The sequence below is a fragment of the Sulfitobacter sp. G5_S2_6_S6 genome (assembly GCF_054968505.1).
Genome location: NZ_JBQKUI010000006.1, coordinates 43,661 through 64,722, shown reverse-complemented (window position 1 = coordinate 64,722; position 21,062 = coordinate 43,661). Strand labels below are relative to the sequence as shown.

Sequence of the window (21,062 nt, the reverse complement as noted above, 5' to 3'; positions counted from 1 at the left end):
TCATTGGAATACTCCTGTTGGCGTTTGTCTGCACCATACATGAAGCATTTCAGCATTTCAGCAACCCAGCAGCGTTCAACAGTTAGTGCGCATTGGCGAACAGTCGCCCGTCAGACTTGCGATAAACACGCACATAACGACCAAGCTACGATCAGATCGCCTGACCCGAGTCGCGCAGGCTAAAGGTCAGGTTATCGACCACGCGGCGCTCTGCGATATGGACATCAACGATGAAATTGCCGCGCCCGTCCCAGAAGTGAAAGTTGCGGCCCACACGCTCCACCCGTCCCAGATCGCCAAAACTGCAGCGTTGCAGCACCCGTTGCGCCCCCATCGTGCGCGGACGCACCAAACGCAGCTCGCGCCGCAGCGTGTCGATCTGGATCTCGGGCAGCGCGGGCTTTTGCCCCGACAGCAAAAGGCTTGCCCCCAACATCACAGACAACGCCGACAGCCCGACCTTGAACAGCATCACATCTGACCCAAAGTTCGACCCCGGCGTCAGCCACAACCCCGACGCCGCCAGTACCAAGGCCGCCCCCAACAACCGCTGGACGCTGCGCACCACCGCCCGAGAGCCATCTACCATCCCGGCCTGTGCCGAAAACTGAAGACTATCCGCCGAGAAATTCGTAACTGCGCCCATTGCTCTGATAAACCTTGCTTAACCGTGTGATCTCCCCTTCAGTTCTCGTATGGGTTCATGACGAAAAAGAGGCGCGACCGTGATCGAAGTGGTACTTTTCAAAGGATCATCCGCCCCAAATCGATAGACGCCCGTGCCATAGCGCCAACGCACCCTTGCCCTGCCTGCAAAACCGTGTATATCGGCCCTTCGTTTTGCATCATCTTTTGAACCGCGCAGACTCTCGTGGTGGGGCCGCAAAACGCAAATGCCCTGCCTATGAAATGCGCCTTGATATAAATAGGAGTGCACATGCCGCTTTATGAGCATGTTATGATTGCGCGTCAGGACTTGTCCAACACGCAAGCAGAAGGCCTTATCGAACATTTTGGCACAGTTTTGGCTGACAACGACGGCAAGCTCGTCGACAGCGAATACTGGGGCGTCAAAACGATGGCCTACAAGATCAACAAAAACCGCAAGGGCCACTATGCCTTCCTGCGTTCGGACGCACCAGCGACCGCCGTACAGGAAATGGAACGCCTGATGCGTTTGCATGATGACGTGATGCGCGTTCTGACCATCAAAGTTGATGAGCACAAAGAGCTGCCATCGGTTCAGATGCAGAAACGTGACGAACGCCCCGAGCGTGGCGAACGCCGCGAACGTCGTTGATCATCAGCTTGCAATAAAGGACATAAACCATGGCCGCTAAACCATTTTTCCGCCGTCGTAAGGTCTGCCCCTTCTCGGGCGACAACGCACCGGCAATCGATTACAAAGACACACGTCTTCTGCAGCGCTACATCTCTGAGCGCGGCAAAATCGTTCCTTCCCGCATCACCGCAGTCTCCGCGAAAAAGCAGCGTGAATTGGCCCGTGCCATCAAACGCGCCCGCTTCCTCGCCCTGCTGCCCTACGCCGTTAAGTAAGGAGAAAGCACATGCAAGTTATCCTTCTGGAACGTGTGGCCAAACTGGGCCAAATGGGCGAAGTCGTGGACGTAAAGCCCGGCTACGCACGCAACTTCCTGCTGCCCCAAGGCAAAGCGCTGTCGGCTTCCAAAGCCAACATCGAAGCCTTTGAAGGTCAGAAAGCCCAGCTTGAGGCACAAAACCTCGAGACCAAAAAAGAAGCCGAAGCGTTGTCCGACAAGCTTAACGGTCAGCAGTTCATCGTCATCCGCTCCGCCTCCGATTCGGGTGCGCTTTACGGTTCGGTTACGACCCGTGACGCGGCAGACGTTGCTACAGCCGAAGGCTTCACCATCGACCGCAAACAGGTCGTTCTGGGCAGCCCTATCAAAGACCTGGGCCTGCATGACGTCACCGTCATCCTGCACCCCGAAGTCGAAGCCACCATTCAGCTGAACGTTGCACGTTCCCCTGAAGAGGCCGAGCTTCAGGCCGCAGGCAAGTCGATCCAGGAACTGGCCGCAGAAGAAGAAGCTGCAGCCGAATTCGAGATCTCTGAACTGTTCGACGATATCGGCTCCGCCGCATCCGACGACGACGATCTGGCAGAAGCTGTCGAGAAAACAGACGAAGACGAAGCGCAAGCCTAAGCCTTCCGATCTGATTCCAAATGAAACGCCGCCGCTGACCTCTCAGCGGCGGCGTTTTTCATTGCGCGATCGGCAATATGCCGCCCTGTGCTAAGCGACCCTCTGCCCATCCGGCGCTGCCCTTGTTGCGCGGTGCCCCCGGCGTTGTAAGCATTTGGCTCCCGTCAACGATGCGAGTCACCCGCATGATCGCCCTCACACGTCGTTCCCTTTGCCAGATGTTGCTTTGCACACCTGCCCTCTCTGCCTGCGCCAGTACCGCACCAGAGCCCGCCCCCGCGCCCCGCAAGCTGCCGCTCTATCCCAACGAGACGCCCGAGCTGCGCGGGCTGATCAACAAATGGGCCGACCACTACGAAGTCCCCCGCCCGTTGGTCCACCGTCTTGCCATCCGTGAAAGCACCCACCGTCCAGAGGCCCGCAATGGGCCCTACTTCGGCCTGCTGCAAATCCTGCCCGCCACCGCACGCGGCATGGGGTTTCGCGGCGATGCCGGCGATCTTCTCGATCCTGATGTAAACTTGAAATACGGCGTCAAATACCTGCGCGGCGCTTGGCTGCTGTCTGATGGCGATCACGCCACAGCAATCAAATGGTACGCCCGCGGCTATTATTACGAGGCCAAACGGCGCGGTATGCTGGTCGAAACCGGTCTGCGCAAAGGCTGAGCCCCCTAAGGCGCGCCGCGCTGCCCCATGGGCGCAGGCGTGCCTCTCTCAGATCCAGTCGAGGTTCACCTGTCGCGCAGGGTATTTCGCAGCAAAGGTTTCGCGCAGCGCGCGGAACCTCGGTCTGAGATCCGCGAACTTGCGCTCATGGGTTTCCACGACCAAGCACCTGATCCCCTTGATCAAATCCGCTGCATCCATCGCCTCAAGCAGATCAAGCTCCGCGCCTTCGATGTCCATCTTCACAAAAGCGATCTCGCCGCGTTTATCGATTTCAGCCCTGATGATTTCCAGAAAATTGAGCAATGCGACATCGACATAATTGTCTGCGTCAATCGTACGACCGCCGTCGACGATTGTGCTTTTGACCGATGCCCCCTTCATATTGTCGTCAAAATTCGCGGCCCGCATCAGCCGCACAGTGCCCGAGCTGGCCCCAACCGCCGCGTTGACAAGACGCACGTTCGCGCGGTCTTTCACAGCCGTCGTGAGCTGTTCAAACGCATAAGGGTCGGGTTCATAGCTGATCACCTCGGCGCCTGTGTCGGCCAACAAACGGGTCACGACACCCACATTGGCCCCGCAGTCCATCGCCAGATCGCCAGGCTTCAGCATCGCCGTCACCCCCTTGAGAAAGCCCATCGCCTCGGCCTGACGCAGGTTCCGCTTCGCACGCCGGCGGGCTTTGCGCTCCTCCTCGGTCAGGGGGGTCTTTGCTCTCGCGGCGCGGCGCGCCCTGTTGCTGACTTGATCTGACATGTGTCTACCACCCTCCCCTTGACCGGAACTGCCGCATTTTGCTGCACTAAAACGGATAACTCCCCAGCCGTCTAACGAAAAAAGCCGCCCCAAACGGGACGGCTTTGATCTTCGTGATACAGAAAAAGGGGAAAGACTTATTCGTCTTCCAGCTCTTCCACGGCTTTCTGCAGGTCTTCTTTCGACACTTCTTTCTCGTTCAATGTCGCCTGTTCAAACACGTGATCAACGACTTTGTCTTCGAACAAAGGTGCGCGCATCTGCTGTTGCATCTGCTGGTTTTGCTGAACGAATTCAAAGAACTGACGTTCCTGACCCGGGTACTGACGTGCCTGGTTCATGATCGCTTGCGTCATTTCCGCGTCGGTGACCTGAACTTCGGCTTTCTGACCCAGCTCGGCCAGCAGCAGGCCAAGACGCACGCGGCGCTCGGCGAGCTTCTTGTGCTCGTCTGTGGTTTCGATTTCCGGGTGATCATGGCCCTGAACATCAGGGTTGTCTTCGTGCCACAGCTGGTGCGCGATCTGGCCTGCTTCGGCTTCGACCAGCGACGGCGGCAGGTCAAAGCTGACCAGCTTGTCCAGCTCGTCCAGCAGACCGCGTTTCATGACAGCGCGCGACGCACCGGCATATTCCGCTTCCAGACGCTCTGCGATCTGGGATTTCAGCGCAGCCAGATCTTCTGCACCGAATTTCTTGGCCAGCTCGTCGTCCACTTTCGCGGCAACAGGCTTTTTCACTTCTTTAACCTTGCACTCGAACACGGCTTCTTTGCCGGCGAGGTGAGGCGCTTGGTAATCTTCCGGGAAGGAAACCGTTACGTCTTTCTCGTCGCCTGCTACAACACCGACCAGCTGCTCTTCGAAACCGGGGATGAAGGAGTTGGAGCCCAGGACCAGCGGGTAATCTTCTGCCGCGCCGCCTTCAAAGGCTTCGCCGTCTACTTTGCCGAGGAAATCGAATGTGATCTGGTCGCCGTCTTCTGCCTTGGCACCCTCTTCGCGGGCTTCAAAGTCCTGTGCGGTCTCTGCCAGGTTGGCCAGCGCTTCCTCAACGGCGGCGTCATCGGCTTTGACAACCATTTTTTCCAGCGTGATGGACGACAGGTCGACTTCTGGGATCTCGGGCAGTGCTTCGTAGGTCATGGTGACCTCGACGTCGTCGCCTTCTTTCCAGTCTTCATTCGCCATTTTAACATCGGGCTGCATCGCAGGGCGATCGCCGGACTTTTCAAAATGCTCTTGCATGGCGCCATCAATGCTTTCCTGCATTGCTTCGCCCATAACCTTTTGGCCGAACTGCTTTTTCAGCAGCGCCATTGGGACTTTACCTTTGCGGAAACCCTTCATCTCGACTTCGGGCTGCGCTTCGGCCAGCTTTTCGTTGACCTTGGCCTCCAGCTCAGCTGCTGTCACAGTGATGGCATAGCCGCGTTTCAGACCTTCGTTCAGCGTCTCGTTGACCTGCATGTTTGCTCCATAGGGTAAGGCCGCGCATTGCGGGGCGCGGGCGGAAAAATTTCCGCTCTTCTATTGGGGCCTGCGCTTGGGCGCAAGCGGATTTGGCGGCGGGGTCCCGTGGGACGGGGCGAATTGCCCCCTGCCCCCGCGTACCGATGGCACTAAACGTCTCGCGCGGCGACCAGTGGGCGCATAATCAGCCCCCCGAGGCACCGCATCCGGCTCAGGACATGCCAAGCGCTTCTTTGTACATCTCAAGCACGGCTTCTTCTTCGGCGATATCATCGGCTTCACGCTTGCGCAGAGCGATTATCTTGCGCAGCACCTTGGTGTCGTAACCACGGGATTTCGCTTCGGCCATGACCTCTTTTTGCTGTTCGGCGAGGTCTTTCTTCTCGGCGTCCAGCCGTTCGATCCGCTCTACGAACTGGCGCAGCTCATTCGCGGTCACGCGATATGTGGCATCACCGATGGCGTCTTGGGATTCGGGATTGGTGGCACTGTCGCTCATCTGGGGCGTCCTATGTCTTGAATGGGTCAGCGCATTGACTACCCGCGTGCCTGCGCTGCCGCAAGCCACTCTTGCCCATTGGGCGGAATTCGGATAGCTCGCGGCCTATGGAAAATGCATCTCTTTCACTCTTTGACGTCCTGATCTGGGCGGGCGCGGCGATCTCCTTTGTAGGGTTGGTCGGGCTTGTCTGGTGTATCCTGCGCGTGGCCCGTGCCAAACGCGCGGCCCTGCCCGAAGAAGAGATGCGGATCGTCCTGCAAAAAGTGCTGCCGATGAACCTTGGCGCATTGCTGCTGTCGGTGATCGGGCTGATGATGGTCGTAGTCGGTATCATCCTCGGCTAAGGCAGGTGACGGCCACTTTCTGCCCCTGTCTCTATAGATAACAAGCGCCCGGAGACCGACACTGCGTCAACCTCGCGCTTGCGGCTTGCCACACATTCAGCATTCATTATATGTTTTCCCGACACCCGCCGCTTACGGCGGTACGAAAGGGCGATATAGCATATGATTGAAGCAGATTGGATTTGGGGCCTGATTGGCGGGCTGATGATTGGCAGCGGCGCTGCGGTCTACCTGTTGGGCAACGGCCGCATCATGGGGGCCAGCGGCATTATCGGCGGGCTGGTGGACGGATCGGCGCGCGGCGCTTGGGCCGAACGCGGCAGTTTTCTGGCGGCGCTGATCATCTTCCCTGCGGTGATCGCAGTCTTTGCCCCCATCCCTGCGACCACCAACCTGACAGAGAACCTGTGGCTGGTCGGCGCGGCCGGTCTTCTGGTCGGGCTGGGCACGCGCATCGGCAATGGCTGCACCTCGGGTCACGGGGTCTGCGGCATTTCGCGGCTGAGCCCACGCGGTATCGTTGCCACGCTCGTTTATATCGCGGCAGGCGCGCTGATGGTTGTCGCCCTGCGCGCCTTGGTCGGAGGGGTCTGAGATGCGCAATATGCTTGCCGCCCTCGCCGGGGCCTTGTTTGGCACCGGGCTATATCTGTCGGGCATGACCGATACCCAAAAGGTCCAGGGGTTTCTGGATTTCTTCGGGGATTGGGATCCGACACTCGCCTTTGTTATGGGCGGGGCCATTTTGCCGATGGCGGTCGCTTGGGCGCTGACCCGTGGGCGGCGGCCCGTGGTGGGCGGTGATTTCCCCGAACGCCCCGACCCGCGGCTGGACCGCAAGCTGATCGTGGGGGCCGTGCTCTTTGGCGCGGGCTGGGGGCTGGTCGGGCTTTGCCCGGGGCCTGCGCTGGCGTCGCTTGGCTTTGGCGGCTTGGGCGGCCTGATTTTTCTGATCACCATGCTGGCGGGTATGATGATCGCCCCCAAAGCGCGGCGGATACTAGACACAACGCGGGCGGCTGGATAAGTCAAACTATGGATATTCGTCAAATCACCCCCCGCTTCTTTGCTGCCCCTCAGATCGACCCCTCCGATATGGAGGCGATCAAAGAGGCTGGCGTTACCTTGATCCTGTGCAACCGTCCCGACGCGGAAGTGCCCCCCAGCCATCAGCATGCCGCCATCCAGGCCGCGGCAGAGGCGGCTGGCCTGCGCTTTGCGGTGCAAGAGCTGACGCACCAAACGATGACCCCAGATGTCATTGCCCGTAACCGCGAGATCGGCGTGGCGCAGGACGAGGTTGTTTTGGCCTATTGCGCCTCGGGCACACGGTCGACCATCGCTTGGGCCTTGGGTCAGGCAGGCGAACAACCGGCAGACGCGCTGATTGAGGCCGCACGGGCCGGTGGCTACGACCTAAGCCACATGCGCGGCGTGCTCAGCGCCCCCTACGCGTAACCGCAACGCGCCACCGGTCAACGCGCCACGGGTCGATCCGCCAAGGATCAGGCCAACCGCGCCGTTGCGGAAGCCATACCAACGGATAGCGCCAAGACGGCGCTGTCTCCCCGCATCTGATGTCACCGGCATCATTTGACGAAACTCACATCCCTTACCCCATCGCACGCCACCTTCACTGCCATTTCACCCCTATGAAATGACGCAGAGAGGTTACGATTCCCTTTAAAGAACCGAAAAAATCGCGCTAGGCCCCGCTCTGCGCCAACGGCAGTTCAACCCGAAAACCGGTGCCCGACACCTCGGTAAGATACGAGATATCCCCCTGTAAACGTTTGATAATCTCGCGGCATATCGCCAGTCCCAGACCGGCCCCCTCGCCGCCCTGCCCGGGCAAACGACTAAATTTTTCGAAAATCAATTCCTGCGAGGCAGCATCGATCCCCGCGCCATTGTCGATCAGGTCCACAATGATGCGCTGCCCCCGCCGGTGGGCGCGGATTGACAGCTGCGGGTCTTCGGCAACGCAATATTTCTGCGCATTTGTGATAAGGTTGATGAAAACCTGCACCAGTCGGTCCAGATCCGTCTCCAACATCACCTCCTCCCCCGGCAGATCGCGGTCGATGGTGATCGCGCGGGTATTGGCGGCGCGCGCTGTGGTCACGGCCTGATCCAGCACATCGCGCAGCGACCCGCGCTGACGGTTCAACGACACCTCGCCGTTTTCCAGCACAGACAGGTCCAGCAGGTCGTCCAGCAACCGCGTCAGCCGGATGGTTTCGGAGTGGATGATCGAGGCATAGCGCGTCTTTTCTTCGGGCCCGAGCCCTTGGGCGTCGCGCAGAATCTCGGAGAACGACCGGATAGAGGTCATGGGCGTGCGCAATTCATGGCTGATCTGGCTCAGAAAACTGTCTTTCTGATGCGACAGTTGCGTCAGCTTGTCATTGGCGCGCCGCAGCTTCGCGGCGGTATCGGTCAGCTCGCGCGATTTGATTTCAAGCTGGCTTGAATACTCCAGCATCTGCGCCGATTCGTCCGCCACCGCCAGCAGATCCTGCACCGAGACAGAGGCACCGCCGACCAGCTGCGACACCATCGCATGGGCCGTCGCCGCCCCGACCGAGGCCGCCAATTCACGCTCCAGCGCCTGAACAAAACGCGGCGTTGGCTCTGGCAAACCATCCGATTTTTCCTGCAACTGGGCTTGCGCGCGGAAAAATCCCTGCGCCTCGGCGGGGCCCAAAATCCGCTGCGCCATGATCATCAGATCCTCGCTGGCCGCGACGGACGCGCTCCACCCGCGGGCGGCGGTGGAATGGTCGAAGATATTGACAAATTGCGCGCCTTGCAGCCGCTCGACAGGGGCCGGAAAGCTGAACAGGGACACGGCGACAAAGACCAGCGCATTGAGCGAAAGGCTCCAGATCACTGCGTGAACAGTGGGGTCCAAACCGTTGATTCCAAACAAGGCTTCGGGGCGCAGCCAGATCATACCGAACAGCCCGTCCTGAAAGGTCGCAACCGATAGCGCCGCGCCTGCGCCAAAGCTGGGCAAGAGCATCGTATAGACCCAGATCGCAAAGCCCACGCTTAGCCCGCAGACGGCCCCCGTGCGCGTGGCTCCGCGCCAGAAGATTCCGCCCAGCAACACCGGCAGGAACTGCGCGACCCCCCCGAAAGAGATCGTCCCGATCGCCGCCAACGCACCGCCGCCGCCCGACAGCCGGTAATAGAAATACCCCAGCGAGATGATCAGCAGGATCGACAGCCGCCGCGACAGGATCACCACATGACGCACATCACCCGATTGCTGCACCGAGTTCTGCCCGTAGGTGAGCCAGATCGGCATGACGATATGGTTGCTCACCATTGTCGACAGCGCCAGAGTCGCCACGATCACCATCGACGTGGCCGAGGAAAAGCCCCCCAGAAAGGCAAACATCGCAAGGCTGTTTTGCCCTTGGCTGAGCGGCAGGCTCAGCACGAACAGATCGGGATTCGACCCTTCGGGCAGCAGGTCCAGCCCGACCACGGCAATCGGCACGACAAACAGGCTCATCAGCATGAGATACAGCGGGAAGGCCCAGCTGGCGGTTTGCAGGTGACGTTCGTCGTCATTCTCCACCACCAGCACCTGAAACATCCGCGGCAGGCAGATGAAGGCGGCAGCGGCGAGCAGCGTCAGCGCGGCCCAACGGCCGCCCTCGACCTGCCATTGACCAAGGGCCGACCGGTCGATCTGCGCCAGCGCCTGATCGACGCCGCCCGCCAGCCCCCAGACCACGAAAACGCCGACGGCCAGTAGGGCCAGCAGCTTGACCACCGCCTCGACAGCGATGGCGATGACCACGCCGTGGTGGCGTTCATTCACGTTGAGATTGCGGGTGCCGAAGAGCACGGTGAATAGCGCCAGCCCCACCGCGACCCAAAAGGCCGCCTGTGCGGAATTCAGCGGGTCGCTGCCCGGTGTCACCCCCGGCTCGGCGCTGGCAAAGATCGACAGGGACAGGGTAACCGATTGAAGTTGCAGCGCGATATAGGGCGTCACCCCGATCACCGCCATGATGGTGACCAAGATCGCCAGCAGGTTCGACTTGCCGTAGCGCGAGGAAATCAGATCCGCGACAGAGGTCACCCGATGCGACCGCCCGATGCGCACCAACCGCCGCAGCACCCACCACCAGCCGATCATCACCAGCGACGGGCCAAGGTAGATCGTCACAAACTCCAACCCCGACCGTGCGGCATAGCCAACGGCACCGTAAAAGGTCCAGGCGGTGCAATAGATCGACAGCGACAGCGTATAGACCAGCGGAGAGCGTAACAGCCAGTCGCCCCGCCCCCGTGCCGCCGCACGCTCTGCCGCGAAGGCCACGGCAAAGAGCCCGACCACATACAGCAGACAGACCGCGACCAACTGGTTCAGTGACACCATCAGTCTTGCGCTTCCTGGGCAATCTGCCGCGCCGTGCGCCGCCAGAGCAGAAAGCACAAGACGATGCCCGCCAGCCAGACGCCAAAGACATAGCGCAGCGCGTGCGACATGGGCACGGCCGCGCCGACGGGGGCATCCTGCACAGGCCAGAGCAGCGGCACCATCCAGAAGGCCAGCACCAGCAAGGGCAGCAGCCGGACGGCATCCATCATGCGGCGAAACCGGTAGCTGCGCCGTTCCAGAAACAGCGGCGAGCCGGGGGGCTTGCTCATGCTTTTGCGGTGCCTGCGGCGGTCAGATCGCGCACGGCTGCCAGCATATCGGCGTTGGAAAACGGTTTGGTCATAAACCGGCTGACCCCGGCCTCTAGCGCGATTTCGCGGTCGCGGGTCTGACCGCGGGCGGTCAGCATCAGGATCGGCAGATCGGCCAGCGCGGCATCCGCACGCAGTTCCTTCAGGATTTCGAAACCGCTTTTGCCCGGCAGCATCACATCCAGCATCACCAGATCGGGGCTGGCGTTGCGGATCACCTCCACGGCTGTCGCGCCATTGGCCAGCGTTTCGACGCGCCAGCCCTCACGGCCGAGTAAAAATCGTATCGCCTCGGCGATGTTCGTCTCGTCTTCCACGAGCACCACATGCTTGCCCATTGGCAAAATCCCTCCCTGTGGCCCTGGTCGCTTGTGCCGCGATCTCGGTAGGCCGAGCGGCAAGATGCACGGAAAACCCTGCCCTGTCAAAAGCCTGTTGCCCCGCGCTAGACCCCGTCATTCAGGATCGACGGTTCGCGCCGCGCCGGACAGGCTGCGCGCGGGCAGACGCGACAGGTGGCCCCCACATCCAGCGCGGGCGCGCTGTCCGGCCCCGCGGGCAGGATCAACATCACCGAATGCAGCAAGGGTACCGCGTTGTAATCGCGCACGCTTTGCGTTTCGCAGGTGGCAAAACAGTCAAAAGCAGAATGACCCCGCCCCAGTTGCGCGACCCGTTGTTTCTGCACCATGCCCGGGCTGCCCAGAACGGCGAACAGCGGCCAAAGCGGGCAACAGGCCCCAAAGCGCGGCACGACGAAGCCGTCGATGGATTTGCGAAAGATCAACGTGCCCGACCGGTCGCAGATCACCAGCCCTGCCCCCAGTTCCGGCACCGTTGCCATGCGCCGCAAGACGCGGGCCACGGGCTGGCGCAGCTCTGCACCAAGCGCCACGGGGTCGGGTCCAAGCCGGTCAAGCGCCTGTGTCAGCCGCGTGATCGGCAGGGCTTCGGCGTCGATGGCGATCTGCTGCAACACATCGCGCGCGATGTGACGCGCGGCCACGCTTTGCAGTTCGGGGGCGGTCTGGATCAGCTTGTCGATGGCATCCGCATCCCCTTCGGTGACCTCAAGCGTGGCAAAACGATAGCGATGTGCGGCCAGAAACGCCTCTACCTCCTCTTGCGGGGAATCGGCGGCGGGGGTGATTTCGGGGTCGGCCTCAAGATAGCCCACAAGCGCCTGCGCGCTATCGGCAAGGCGACGGCTGTCCTGATCGATGTTGATGTGAAACCGGTCGCGCCATTCGGGTTCTAGCGTTTTGGTATCGGCCAAAATCGACGCGGTGGACCGGATCGCGGCAGCGGTCGTCAGCAGTTCGTGCATAGAGGCGGCCAGATGCGGGTCATGGGCCAGCCGGTCGGTCAGGGTTTCGACCGTACGCTCCAACGTGGCGATCCGGCGCTGTGCGTTGGCCAGCACATCGGCCCAGCCCGGGAACCGCCCGGCAAATTCATCGGCGCGGGTCGCCTCCGGCCCGCTGAGCCGCGCATCATCCGCCGCCTCGCGCAGGGTGGCGATCAGCGCCGCCTCGGCCCCTTCGGTCAACGCCGTCGGCTCCACCCCAAGGGCGGCGGCGATATTCAGCAGCAGCTTCCCGCCGATTCTGCGACGGTTGTGTTCAATAAGATTCAGATAGCTGGCCGAGATGCCGATCCGCTTGGCAAGGTCCGCCTGTTTCTGCCCCGCCATCACCCGACGTTCACGGATACGGCTGCCGGTCAGCGCGTCGCGGGTCACGTGGCACCCCCGCGCGAATTATATCGCGTTATCAACGGCTTTCTGCGCTGCAATATCATTAAATTTACAACTCCCCCTCAACCTGTGCGAATATATTTACAGAATAGTTGTTTTTATCAAGGGGCTTGTTGATCGGTTTTCAGTTTTCCTCTCATATCATATTTGCACCTCTGTGCATCATGGACCCGGAAAAATAATCGGGCCGTGATTTCAACATTTGGGAGGAAATACATGTCATTTTCTAACTTGACGCGTCGTGGCGTGATCAAAACCGGCGCTGCTGCCGGGGCCGGTCTGGCGCTGCCGACGTATCTAAGCGCGGCCGCGCATTCCGGCTTTACCAACGCGCCAACGGGCGACACGGTGACGCTTGGCTTTAACGTACCTCAATCAGGCCCCTACGCGGACGAAGGCGCAGACGAGCTGCGCGCGTTCGAGCTGGCGGTCGAGCACCTGAACGGTCAGGGCGACGGCGGTATGCTGAACACCTTCAGCTCGAAGGCGCTGGAAGGTAACGGGATCATGGGCAAGAAAGTCCAGTTCGTGACCGGCGACACGCAGACCAAATCGGACGCGGCCCGCGCATCGGCGCAGTCGATGATCCAGAAAGACGGCGCAATCATGATCTCGGGCGGCTCAAGCTCGGGCGTGGCGGTTGCGGTCCAGGGCCTGTGCCAAGAGGCCGGCGTGATCTTTATGGCGGGTCTGACCCATTCGAACGACACCACGGGTAAAGACAAGAAAGCCAATGGCTTCCGTCACTTCTTCAACGCCTATATGTCCGCTGCCGCTTTGGCACCGGTGCTGAAAAACCTCTACGGCGATGATCGTAAAGTCTATAGCCTGACAGCCGACTACACATGGGGCTGGACGCAGCAGGAATCCATTCAGGCCGCGACCGAAGCCATGGGCTGGGAAACCATCAACGACGTGCGCACGCCGCTCGCCGCGACCGATTTCTCGTCCTATATCGCGCCTGTCCTGAACTCCGGTGCGGATGTTCTGGTCCTGAACCACTACGGCGGAAACATGGTCAACTCGCTGACCAACGCCGTGCAGTTCGGCCTGCGCGAAAAGCAGGTGAACGGTAAGAACTTCGAGATCGTCGTGCCGCTCTATTCAGAGCTGATGGCCCGTGGTGCGGGTGAGAATATCACCGGTATCGTCGGCTCGCAGAACTGGGACTGGAAGCTCGAGAACCAGATGGGCGACCGCTACAAAGGCACCAACGCTTTCGTTCAGTCCTTCGGCGAAAAATACGGCTTCCCCCCCAGCCAGGCGGCTCAGACCTGCTATGCGCAGACGCTGCTGTACGCGGATGCGGTGGCCCGTGCCGGATCGTTCAACCCCTGCGCCGTCGGCGAAGCCCTTGCCGGGTTCGAATTCGACGGTCTGGGCAACGGCCCGACGCTGTACCGCGCCGATGACCACCAGTGCTTCAAGGACGTTGTGGTCGTACGCGGCAAAGAGAACCCCGAGAATGAATTCGATCTCGTGGAAATTGTCGAAGTCACCCCTGCCGATCAGGTCACCTATGCACCTGACCACCCGATGTTTGCGGGCGGCGAGTTGGGCGACTGCAACCCCGGCGCGTAAACCAAGTCTAAGGCAGGGGGCGACCCCTGCCTTACCTTGCCGGCGGGCTTTTCCGCCTTTCACTTCTTAAAAATTCGAGGGCACCGCGATGGACGCCATTCTTTTGCAACTTCTTAACGGGTTGGACAAAGGTTCAGCCTATGCGCTCATCGCGCTTGGTCTGACGTTGATTTTCGGCACGCTGGGTGTCGTGAACTTTGCCCATGGGGCGCTGTTCATGATCGGTGCCTTCTGCGCCGTCACGCTAAGCAAGATTTTCACGCTCAGCCATAAGGCATCGGAACCCTCCGGCGTCGATTTTCTGGGCAAGCCGAAATACGAGGACATTCTCTATATCAAGGACTGGTTCGGAGAGACCGCCGGTGCCTGGATGCTGGATTGGTCCGTTCCCCTGTCGATCCTCTTTGCCGTGCCGATCATGCTGGCCATCGGCTTTGTCATGGAGCGCGGGTTGATCAAACATTTCTACAAGCGCCCCCATGCCGACCAGATTCTGGTAACCTTCGGTCTGGCGATCGTGTTGCAAGAGGTGATCAAGTATTTCTACGGCGCGAACCCGATCCCCACCTCCGCCCCGGAGGCGTTTCGCGGGTCGTTCGACTTTGGCGTGATGCTGGGCTTTGATCCCAATGCGATCATCTACCCCTACTGGCGCCTGATCTATTTCGCCTTCTCGGCGGTGATCATCGGCGGCGTTTTTGCCTTCTTGCAGTTCACCACCTTCGGGATGGTCGTGCGCGCCGGTATGGCCGACCGCGAGACCGTCGGTCTGCTGGGCATCAACATCGACAAACGTTTCACCATCATGTTCGGCATCGCCGCTGCGGTCGCCGGTCTGGCCGGTGTCATGTACGCGCCGATCAATTCGCCCAACTACCACATGGGTATGGATTTTCTGGTGCTGAGCTTTGTCGTCGTCGTTGTCGGCGGCATGGGGTCGCTGCCCGGTGCCGTGCTGGCGGGGTTCTTGCTGGGTATTCTGGAAAGCTTTGCCTCGATGAACGAGGTCAAGAACATCCTGCCCGGCATTGACCAGATCATCATTTACGTTGTCGCGATACTCATCTTGCTGACACGCCCCCGTGGCCTGATGGGCCGCAAAGGCGTGATGGAGGAATAACCCATGCACTCACTCACGAAAAAAGACTTTCTCCTGCTGTTGGTGGTGGCATTCCTGACCATGGCAGCCCCTATCATCCTCAACCCCTTCCCCGCCGGATCAGGGCTGGCGCAATTCAACGCGGGCTACCCCGACTTGATGCAACGCTTTGTGATCTTTGGCATCTTTGCCATCGGGTTCAACATTCTGTTCGGGTTGACCGGATACCTCTCCTTTGGTCACGCGGCCTTTCTGGGGGTCGGCTCCTACTCTGCCGTGTGGATGATGAAGCTCTTGTCGATGAACGTGATCCCCGCGATCCTTTTGTCGGTGATCGTGGCGGGGCTCTTCTCTGTCGTGATCGGCTTTGTCTCGCTGCGCCGGTCGGGGATCTACTTTTCGATCCTGACGCTGGCCTTCGCGCAGATGTCGTTCAACCTTGCCTATTCGGTGCTGACGCCGATCACCAACGGGGAAACCGGCCTGCAAATCGCGCTGAGCGATCCGCGTATCCTTGATGGCGCGAATGCACCCAGCTACCCCAATCTGTTCGGGGCGCAGATGAATGCGGCGACGACGCTGGATTTCGGGGCATGGTCCTTCACCTTCTCGGTCGGCTATTACCTGTGTGCCGTGATCATGCTGCTGGCGTTCTATATCTCGATCCGCGTGTTCCGTTCGCCTTTCGGCATGATGCTGCGGGCGGTGAAATCCAACCAGCAACGGATGAACTACACGGGCCTGAACACCAAACCCTACACGCTGGCGGCCTTTGTCATCTCTGGCATGTATGCCGGTCTGGCCGGTGGCCTGCTGGCCGCGATGGACCCGCTTGCCGGTGCTGAACGGATGCAGTGGACCGCCTCGGGCGAGGTCGTGCTGATGACCATCCTTGGTGGTGCGGGCACCCTTCTGGGGCCGGTTCTGGGCGCGGGCTTTATCAAGTACTTTGAAAACATCTTTTCCAAGATCAACGATAACGTGCTGCACGGTTGGTTCGCCTTTATGCCCGACGGGCTGGAAGACACGCTGATCACGCTGATCCACCCCTTTGTGGGCAAGGGCTGGCACCTGACGCTGGGCCTGCTGTTCATGCTGGTCGTGATCTTCCTGCCCGGTGGTCTGGTCGAAGGCGGTCAACGTATCGGTCGCGTGTTCCGCCGCAAGGACCGGAACGCCGGATCGGTCGAGGCAGACGCCGCCGCACAACGCAACACACCCCCAGCCGAATAAGAAGGAGCTGAACAGATGGCCATTCTCGAAGTCAAAAATGTCGGCAAACGTTTCGGCGGGTTGCAAGCGCTGAGCGACGTGAACCTCAGCGTCGCGGAAAACTCGGTCCATGCGATCATCGGGCCGAACGGGGCGGGCAAATCCACGCTGCTGAACTGTCTGGTGGGCAAGCTGATCCCCGATACCGGATCGGTCATGTTCGACGGGCAGTCGGTGCTGGGGCGCAAACCCTACGAGATCAACCAGATGGGGATTTCCCGCGTATTCCAGACGCCCGAGATCTTTGGTGATCTCAGCGTGCAGGAGAACATGATGATCCCCTGCTTTGCCAAACGTGACGGGGCGTTCCAGATGAACGCGCTCACCGCGATGTCGAGCCAGCGTGACGTGATCGAAAAAGCCGAGGAGATGCTGGTCGAGATGAAGCTCGCCGACAAGCGCCACATGCACGCGGCCTCTATGTCGCGCGGGGACAAACGTCGGTTGGAAATCGCGATGTGCCTGTCTCAAGACCCGCGCCTGCTGCTGCTGGATGAACCCACAGCGGGTATGGCGCGGGCCGATACCAACAATACCATCGACCTGCTGAAACAGATCAAGGACGAACGCGACATCACCATCGCCATCATCGAACACGACATGCATGTGGTGTTCTCGCTGGCGGAACGGATCACCGTGTTGGCCCAAGGCACCCCGCTGGTCGAAGACACCCCCGACAACATCAAAGGCCACCCCAAGGTGCGCGAGGCGTATTTGGGCGAGTCCCAGGACGCCGCCTGACGCGCGGGGGGGCTCCCCCCTCCCGCGTCGCCCCGCACACACGGCTTTGCAAGGACAAGACTATGAACACGAAACCCGATTTCTCGAACAGCGCCAACCACGCCGCTACCGCCCCCGCCTATCTTTCGGTCTGGGACATCCACGCCTATTACGGCGAAAGCTATATTGTGCAGGGCGTCAGCTTTAACGTGCATGAAGGCGAAATTCTGGCGCTTCTGGGCCGCAACGGGGCGGGGAAAACCTCTACCCTGCGGGCCATTGCCCAGATCGGCGATCCCGAGTTGCGCAAAGGCGAGGTCTGGCTCGACCACCAGCCGCTGCACAAGATGGCCAGCCACGAGGCCGCCGCCAACGGTCTGGCGCTGGTCCCCGAAGACCGCCGCATCATCGCGGGTCTCACGGTCGAGGAAAACCTGCAACTGGCGCAGATCGCCCCGCCCATCGGCTGGTCGCTTGACCGCATCTACGAATTGTTCCCCCGCCTCAAGGAGCGCCGCAAGCAAGAGGGCGTGACCCTGTCGGGCGGCGAACAGCAGATGCTGGCGATTGCCCGCGCGCTGGCCCGTGATATTAAGGTGTTGCTGCTGGATGAACCCTATGAGGGGCTTGCCCCCGTCATTGTGGACGAGATCGAAAAGACCCTGTCGCTGATCAAATCCCAAGGCATCACCACCATTCTGGTCGAACAAAACGCGGTGCGTGCGCTTAAACTCGCGGATCGTGCGGTGATCCTTGATACCGGCGGCGTGGTGTTTGACGGCACCGCCGAAGAGGTGCTGAACAACGCCGAACTGCGTGCCGAATATCTGGCAATCTGACGGCCAAGCCTCGACGCGCGCGGGAAAAACAGACGAAACATATGTTTCACACCGGCATTTTCCCGCGCCCGCGTCCCCCTGTCACATCCCACATATCCCTCGCCCCGATCCGCTGCCCGATCCCGCGCTTTGCGCGGCCAAGCTTACGTTAGGCAACTGCTTGCTTTTCATGCCTGCGCCCATGCCCTATAAGGCAGCAATTCAAGGGCACAGGCAGCGCCCGATCGACTTAGACTGGCTGAGGAAAATATGACAAAAAACACCCATGACGCCGATGTGGCTTTTATCCAGGCGCTCGCCGAGTTGCTGAATGAAAACGATCTGACCGAATTGCAGGTCAAGCGGGATTACGCCGAGGATGACAGCCTGAATGTGCGCGTCAGCCGTAAACCCCCACAACAAATCGTCGCGCCGCAACAGGCGCAGTCGGCCCCTGCACAATATGCAGCCCCCGCCCCCGCGGCCCCAGCAGCGGCAGCAGCCCCTGCCGCAGACAACAGCGACCCGGCGGATCACCCCGGCGCAGTCGTCTCTCCGATGGTGGGCACCGTCTATATGCAAGCCGAACCCGGCGCGCCCGCGTTTATCTCTGTCGGGACAAGCGTTTCCGAAGGCGACACGCTGTTGATCGTCGAAGCGATGAAAACCATGAACCACATTCCTGCGCCACGCTCCGGCACGGTCAAGCGGATCCTGGTAGAAGACGGCGCCGCCGTTGAATTCGGCGCGCCTTTGGTGATCCTGGAATAAGGCGAAACCCATGTTCAAAAAAATCCTAGTCGCAAACCGCGGCGAGATCGCGTTGCGCGTGATCCGTGCGGCCCGCGAGATGGGCATCGGGTCTGTCGCCGTCCATTCGACGGCTGACAGCGATGCGATGCATGTGCGCATGGCAGACGAATCTGTCTGCATCGGCCCGCCCTCCTCGCAGCAATCCTATCTGTCGATCCCGTCGATCATCGCCGCCTGCGAGATCACCGGCGCCGAAGCGATCCACCCCGGATACGGTTTCTTGTCGGAAAACGCGGGCTTTGTGCAGATCGTCGAAGACCACGACCTGACCTTTATCGGCCCCACAGCGGAACACATCCGCATCATGGGCGACAAGATCACCGCCAAGGACACCATGAAAGAGCTTGGCGTGCCCTGCGTTCCCGGTTCTGACGGCGGCGTGCCCACATTGGCCGACGCCAAGCGTATCGGCGAGGAAATCGGCTATCCGGTGATCATCAAGGCGACCGCCGGTGGCGGTGGCAAGGGCATGAAAGTGGCGCAATCCGCCGCTGAAATGGAACGTGCCTTCATGACCGCCCGCGCCGAGGGTAAATCGAACTTCGGCAATGACGAAGTCTATATCGAGAAATACCTGACCACACCGCGCCACATCGAGATTCAGGTCTTTGGCGACGGCAAGGGCCGTGCTGTCCACCTGGGCGAGCGTGACTGTTCGCTGCAACGCCGTCACCAGAAAGTTTTCGAAGAGGCCCCCGGCCCGTCGATCACCGCCGAAGAACGCGCGCGGATCGGTAAAGTCTGTGCCGATGCGATGGCCAACATCAACTACATCGGTGCCGGAACGATCGAATTCCTTTATGAAAACGGCGAATTCTACTTCATCGAGATGAACACGCGTTTGCAGGTGGAACACCCTGTGACCGAAGGCATCTTCGGGGTCGATCTGGTGCGTGAACAGATCCGTGTCGCTGCCGGTATGGACATGTCCTTTACCCAAGAAGACCTGCAGATCAACGGCCACGCGATCGAGGTCCGGATCAACGCCGAAAAACTGCCGAACTTCTCGCCCTGCCCGGGCAAGATCACGCAGTATCACGCCCCAGGTGGGCTTGGTGTGCGGATGGATAGTGCGCTGTATGACGGCTATAAGATCCCGCCCTATTACGACAGCCTGATCGGCAAGCTGATCGTCCACGGGCGCGACCGCCCCGAAGCGCTGGCGCGTCTGCGTCGCGCCTTGGGCGAGCTGATCGTGGATGGGGTCGACACCACGGTGCCGCTGTTCCATGCGCTGCTGGACGAACAGGACGTGCTGACAGGGGATTACAACATCCACTGGCTAGAGCATTGGCTTGAAACCAACCTGGGCAATGCCTGACCTCACGCCCGAGCTGTTATTACACGGCTATTCCATCGGGATTTTCCCCATGGCCGAACACCGCGACGACCCAGAGATTTTCTGGGTCGATCCGCGGCGTCGGGGCGTCTTTCCCCTCGACGGGTTCCATATCTCGCGGTCACTGGCGCGCGCGATGCGGCGCACGCGATTTACCATCACCACCAACACCGCGTTCAACGAGGTTGTCACCGGCTGCGCCGACCGCGCCGACACCTGGATCAACGCCGAGATTTTCAGCCTTTATGCCCAGCTACATAGGCTTGGTCATGCTCACGCCCTTGAGGTCTGGGAGGATGACATGCTGGTGGGCGGGGTCTATGGCGTCACGCTGGGGCGTGCGTTCTTTGGAGAAAGCATGTTTTCAAGGCGCGACAACGCGTCCAAGATCGCGCTGGCCTGTCTGGTGGACCGGTTGAACCGCGGCGGGTTCACCTTGTTTGACACGCAGTTCCTGACCCCGCATCTGGCGTCCCTTGGCGCGCAAGAGATCACCCGCGCGGCCTATCACGCACGGCTAGAGATGGCGTTGATGAAAACGGCAGATTTCACAGCGCCCGCTGCGGCCAGCGCTCAGGACGTAGTGCAGCGGATGACCCAGATGTCATAGCGCGGATGCTCCAGCGCCGACAGCGCGGGGGCAGAGGCGATCATCCAGCCTGCAAAAAGCCGGTTCTCGTCGCCCGTCTCGACGATCTCGAGCTCGGCATAGGCGTCGCCCGCAGGGTTGCCCGACGGATAGCGACATTCGTTCATCGTCACATTCAGATTGCCCACGCGCGCGGTTTCGCCGCGGCGCATTTCAACGTCACGCGACACACCCGATACCTTGTCGAGCGCGCGCAAAACTCCGCCTTCAGCGCTGGCCACCTGCTGTGCCTGCACCGGTGCGGCCATTATGGCGAGCATCATCAATATCTTGCGCATCACATGGGTTCCTTGAACGTCAAAGGGCGTTGCCAGCACAGCCGGGCCGCCGCAGCAGCGCGCGCCCGATCACGGGGCGCGCGCGTGGCG

General features: G+C 60.5%; 25 protein-coding genes. 16 read left to right on the top strand and 9 right to left on the bottom strand.

The features are described from left to right. Positions 1–151: 151 nt before the first annotated feature. On the bottom strand, positions 152–646 hold the full coding sequence (locus tag ACTRWK_RS11625; protein ID WP_288960681.1) for a hypothetical protein: 495 nt from the start codon (positions 644–646) through the stop codon (positions 152–154). Between the two features lie 291 nt (positions 647–937). Here ACTRWK_RS11625 and rpsF point away from each other — a divergent pair, with 291 nt between their 5' ends. The 4 genes from rpsF (at position 938) to ACTRWK_RS11605 (ending at position 2,857) form a co-directional block, all read left to right on the top strand. Next, positions 938–1,300 carry a 30S ribosomal protein S6 gene (rpsF, locus tag ACTRWK_RS11620; protein WP_005852867.1) on the top strand — a complete coding sequence of 121 codons (363 nt, stop codon included), beginning with the start codon at positions 938–940 and terminating at the stop codon, positions 1,298–1,300. A gap of 29 nt (positions 1,301–1,329) precedes the next feature. Continuing rightward, on the top strand, positions 1,330–1,557 hold the full coding sequence (rpsR, locus tag ACTRWK_RS11615) for a 30S ribosomal protein S18 (RefSeq protein WP_005852865.1): 228 nt from the start codon (positions 1,330–1,332) through the stop codon (positions 1,555–1,557). An 11-nt stretch (positions 1,558–1,568) separates the two neighbouring features. Next, entirely contained in the window at positions 1,569–2,189 is a 621-nt protein-coding gene (gene rplI, locus ACTRWK_RS11610; RefSeq protein WP_037943995.1) for a 50S ribosomal protein L9, read from the top strand. Between the two features lie 218 nt (positions 2,190–2,407). Then, on the top strand, positions 2,408–2,857 hold the full coding sequence (locus tag ACTRWK_RS11605; protein ID WP_005852857.1) for a transglycosylase SLT domain-containing protein: 450 nt from the start codon (positions 2,408–2,410) through the stop codon (positions 2,855–2,857). Between the two features lie 48 nt (positions 2,858–2,905). Here the strand turns inward: ACTRWK_RS11605 and ACTRWK_RS11600 are convergent, their stop codons facing one another. From ACTRWK_RS11600 to ACTRWK_RS11590, 3 genes are all read right to left on the bottom strand, one after another. Then, entirely contained in the window at positions 2,906–3,616 is a 711-nt protein-coding gene (locus ACTRWK_RS11600; protein ID WP_289081757.1) for an FkbM family methyltransferase, read from the bottom strand. A gap of 137 nt (positions 3,617–3,753) precedes the next feature. Continuing rightward, the gene (gene tig / locus ACTRWK_RS11595; protein ID WP_037943993.1) at positions 3,754–5,085 is read right to left on the bottom strand and encodes a trigger factor; all 1,332 of its coding nucleotides are present in this window, start codon (positions 5,083–5,085) and stop codon (positions 3,754–3,756) included. 214 nt (positions 5,086–5,299) lie between these two features. Beyond that, a complete protein-coding gene (locus ACTRWK_RS11590; RefSeq protein WP_009826729.1) occupies positions 5,300–5,587 on the bottom strand; it encodes a DUF2312 domain-containing protein in 288 nt (95 codons plus the stop codon). A 107-nt stretch (positions 5,588–5,694) separates the two neighbouring features. On the opposite strand from ACTRWK_RS11590, the gene ACTRWK_RS11585 reads away from it, so the two are divergent. The 4 genes from ACTRWK_RS11585 (at position 5,695) to ACTRWK_RS11570 (ending at position 7,392) form a co-directional block, all read left to right on the top strand. Continuing rightward, the gene (locus ACTRWK_RS11585) at positions 5,695–5,934 is read left to right on the top strand and encodes a hypothetical protein (RefSeq protein ID WP_005852805.1); all 240 of its coding nucleotides are present in this window, start codon (positions 5,695–5,697) and stop codon (positions 5,932–5,934) included. A 162-nt stretch (positions 5,935–6,096) separates the two neighbouring features. Further along, positions 6,097–6,528, top strand: coding sequence for a YeeE/YedE family protein (locus ACTRWK_RS11580; RefSeq protein ID WP_289081756.1), 432 nt, complete (start codon positions 6,097–6,099; stop codon positions 6,526–6,528). A 1-nt stretch (position 6,529) separates the two neighbouring features. After that, the gene (locus ACTRWK_RS11575; RefSeq protein WP_132996774.1) at positions 6,530–6,961 is read left to right on the top strand and encodes a DUF6691 family protein; all 432 of its coding nucleotides are present in this window, start codon (positions 6,530–6,532) and stop codon (positions 6,959–6,961) included. A gap of 8 nt (positions 6,962–6,969) precedes the next feature. Continuing rightward, entirely contained in the window at positions 6,970–7,392 is a 423-nt protein-coding gene (locus ACTRWK_RS11570) for a protein tyrosine phosphatase family protein (protein WP_005852802.1), read from the top strand. 247 nt (positions 7,393–7,639) lie between these two features. Here ACTRWK_RS11570 and ACTRWK_RS11565 read toward each other — a convergent pair whose 3' ends face one another. The 4 genes from ACTRWK_RS11565 to ACTRWK_RS11550 all read right to left on the bottom strand — a co-directional run bounded on the left by ACTRWK_RS11565 (position 7,640) and on the right by ACTRWK_RS11550 (position 12,388). Then, the gene (locus ACTRWK_RS11565; RefSeq protein ID WP_289081755.1) at positions 7,640–10,333 is read right to left on the bottom strand and encodes a sensor histidine kinase; all 2,694 of its coding nucleotides are present in this window, start codon (positions 10,331–10,333) and stop codon (positions 7,640–7,642) included. Beyond that, on the bottom strand, positions 10,333–10,605 hold the full coding sequence (locus ACTRWK_RS11560) for a hypothetical protein (RefSeq protein ID WP_009826724.1): 273 nt from the start codon (positions 10,603–10,605) through the stop codon (positions 10,333–10,335). The genes ACTRWK_RS11565 and ACTRWK_RS11560 overlap by 1 nt, the downstream gene beginning before the upstream one ends. Further along, the gene (locus ACTRWK_RS11555; RefSeq protein WP_005852799.1) at positions 10,602–10,985 is read right to left on the bottom strand and encodes a response regulator transcription factor; all 384 of its coding nucleotides are present in this window, start codon (positions 10,983–10,985) and stop codon (positions 10,602–10,604) included. Before ACTRWK_RS11555 ends, ACTRWK_RS11560 begins: the two co-directional genes overlap by 4 nt. A gap of 107 nt (positions 10,986–11,092) precedes the next feature. Next, on the bottom strand, positions 11,093–12,388 hold the full coding sequence (locus ACTRWK_RS11550) for a helix-turn-helix transcriptional regulator (protein WP_289081754.1): 1,296 nt from the start codon (positions 12,386–12,388) through the stop codon (positions 11,093–11,095). Between the two features lie 231 nt (positions 12,389–12,619). Here ACTRWK_RS11550 and ACTRWK_RS11545 point away from each other — a divergent pair, with 231 nt between their 5' ends. From ACTRWK_RS11545 to aat, 8 genes are all read left to right on the top strand, one after another. Further along, complete coding sequence (locus ACTRWK_RS11545; protein ID WP_037943985.1) at positions 12,620–13,984, top strand: substrate-binding protein; 1,365 nt, start codon at positions 12,620–12,622, stop codon at positions 13,982–13,984. Between the two features lie 88 nt (positions 13,985–14,072). Beyond that, positions 14,073–15,104, top strand: coding sequence for a branched-chain amino acid ABC transporter permease (locus tag ACTRWK_RS11540; RefSeq protein WP_009826721.1), 1,032 nt, complete (start codon positions 14,073–14,075; stop codon positions 15,102–15,104). Between the two features lie 3 nt (positions 15,105–15,107). Next, complete coding sequence (locus ACTRWK_RS11535) at positions 15,108–16,316, top strand: branched-chain amino acid ABC transporter permease (protein ID WP_005852794.1); 1,209 nt, start codon at positions 15,108–15,110, stop codon at positions 16,314–16,316. Between the two features lie 15 nt (positions 16,317–16,331). After that, positions 16,332–17,096: an ABC transporter ATP-binding protein gene (locus ACTRWK_RS11530; protein ID WP_005852793.1), complete on the top strand. Its 765-nt coding sequence runs from the start codon at positions 16,332–16,334 to the stop codon at positions 17,094–17,096. A gap of 62 nt (positions 17,097–17,158) precedes the next feature. Then, a complete protein-coding gene (locus ACTRWK_RS11525; RefSeq protein ID WP_005852792.1) occupies positions 17,159–17,914 on the top strand; it encodes an ABC transporter ATP-binding protein in 756 nt (251 codons plus the stop codon). Positions 17,915–18,163: 249 nt separating this feature from the next. Then, positions 18,164–18,664: an acetyl-CoA carboxylase biotin carboxyl carrier protein gene (gene accB / locus ACTRWK_RS11520; protein WP_009826719.1), complete on the top strand. Its 501-nt coding sequence runs from the start codon at positions 18,164–18,166 to the stop codon at positions 18,662–18,664. Positions 18,665–18,674: 10 nt separating this feature from the next. Then, positions 18,675–20,027, top strand: a complete 1,353-nt coding sequence (gene accC, locus ACTRWK_RS11515; protein ID WP_037962751.1) for an acetyl-CoA carboxylase biotin carboxylase subunit — start codon at positions 18,675–18,677, stop codon at positions 20,025–20,027. Then, the gene (gene aat, locus ACTRWK_RS11510) at positions 20,020–20,655 is read left to right on the top strand and encodes a leucyl/phenylalanyl-tRNA--protein transferase (protein WP_289081753.1); all 636 of its coding nucleotides are present in this window, start codon (positions 20,020–20,022) and stop codon (positions 20,653–20,655) included. Before accC ends, aat begins: the two co-directional genes overlap by 8 nt. On the opposite strand, the gene ACTRWK_RS11505 is transcribed toward aat, so the two are convergent. Beyond that, entirely contained in the window at positions 20,619–20,972 is a 354-nt protein-coding gene (locus tag ACTRWK_RS11505) for a DUF2155 domain-containing protein (RefSeq protein ID WP_005852788.1), read from the bottom strand. The genes aat and ACTRWK_RS11505 overlap by 37 nt on opposite strands. Between the last annotated feature and the right edge of the window lie 90 nt (positions 20,973–21,062).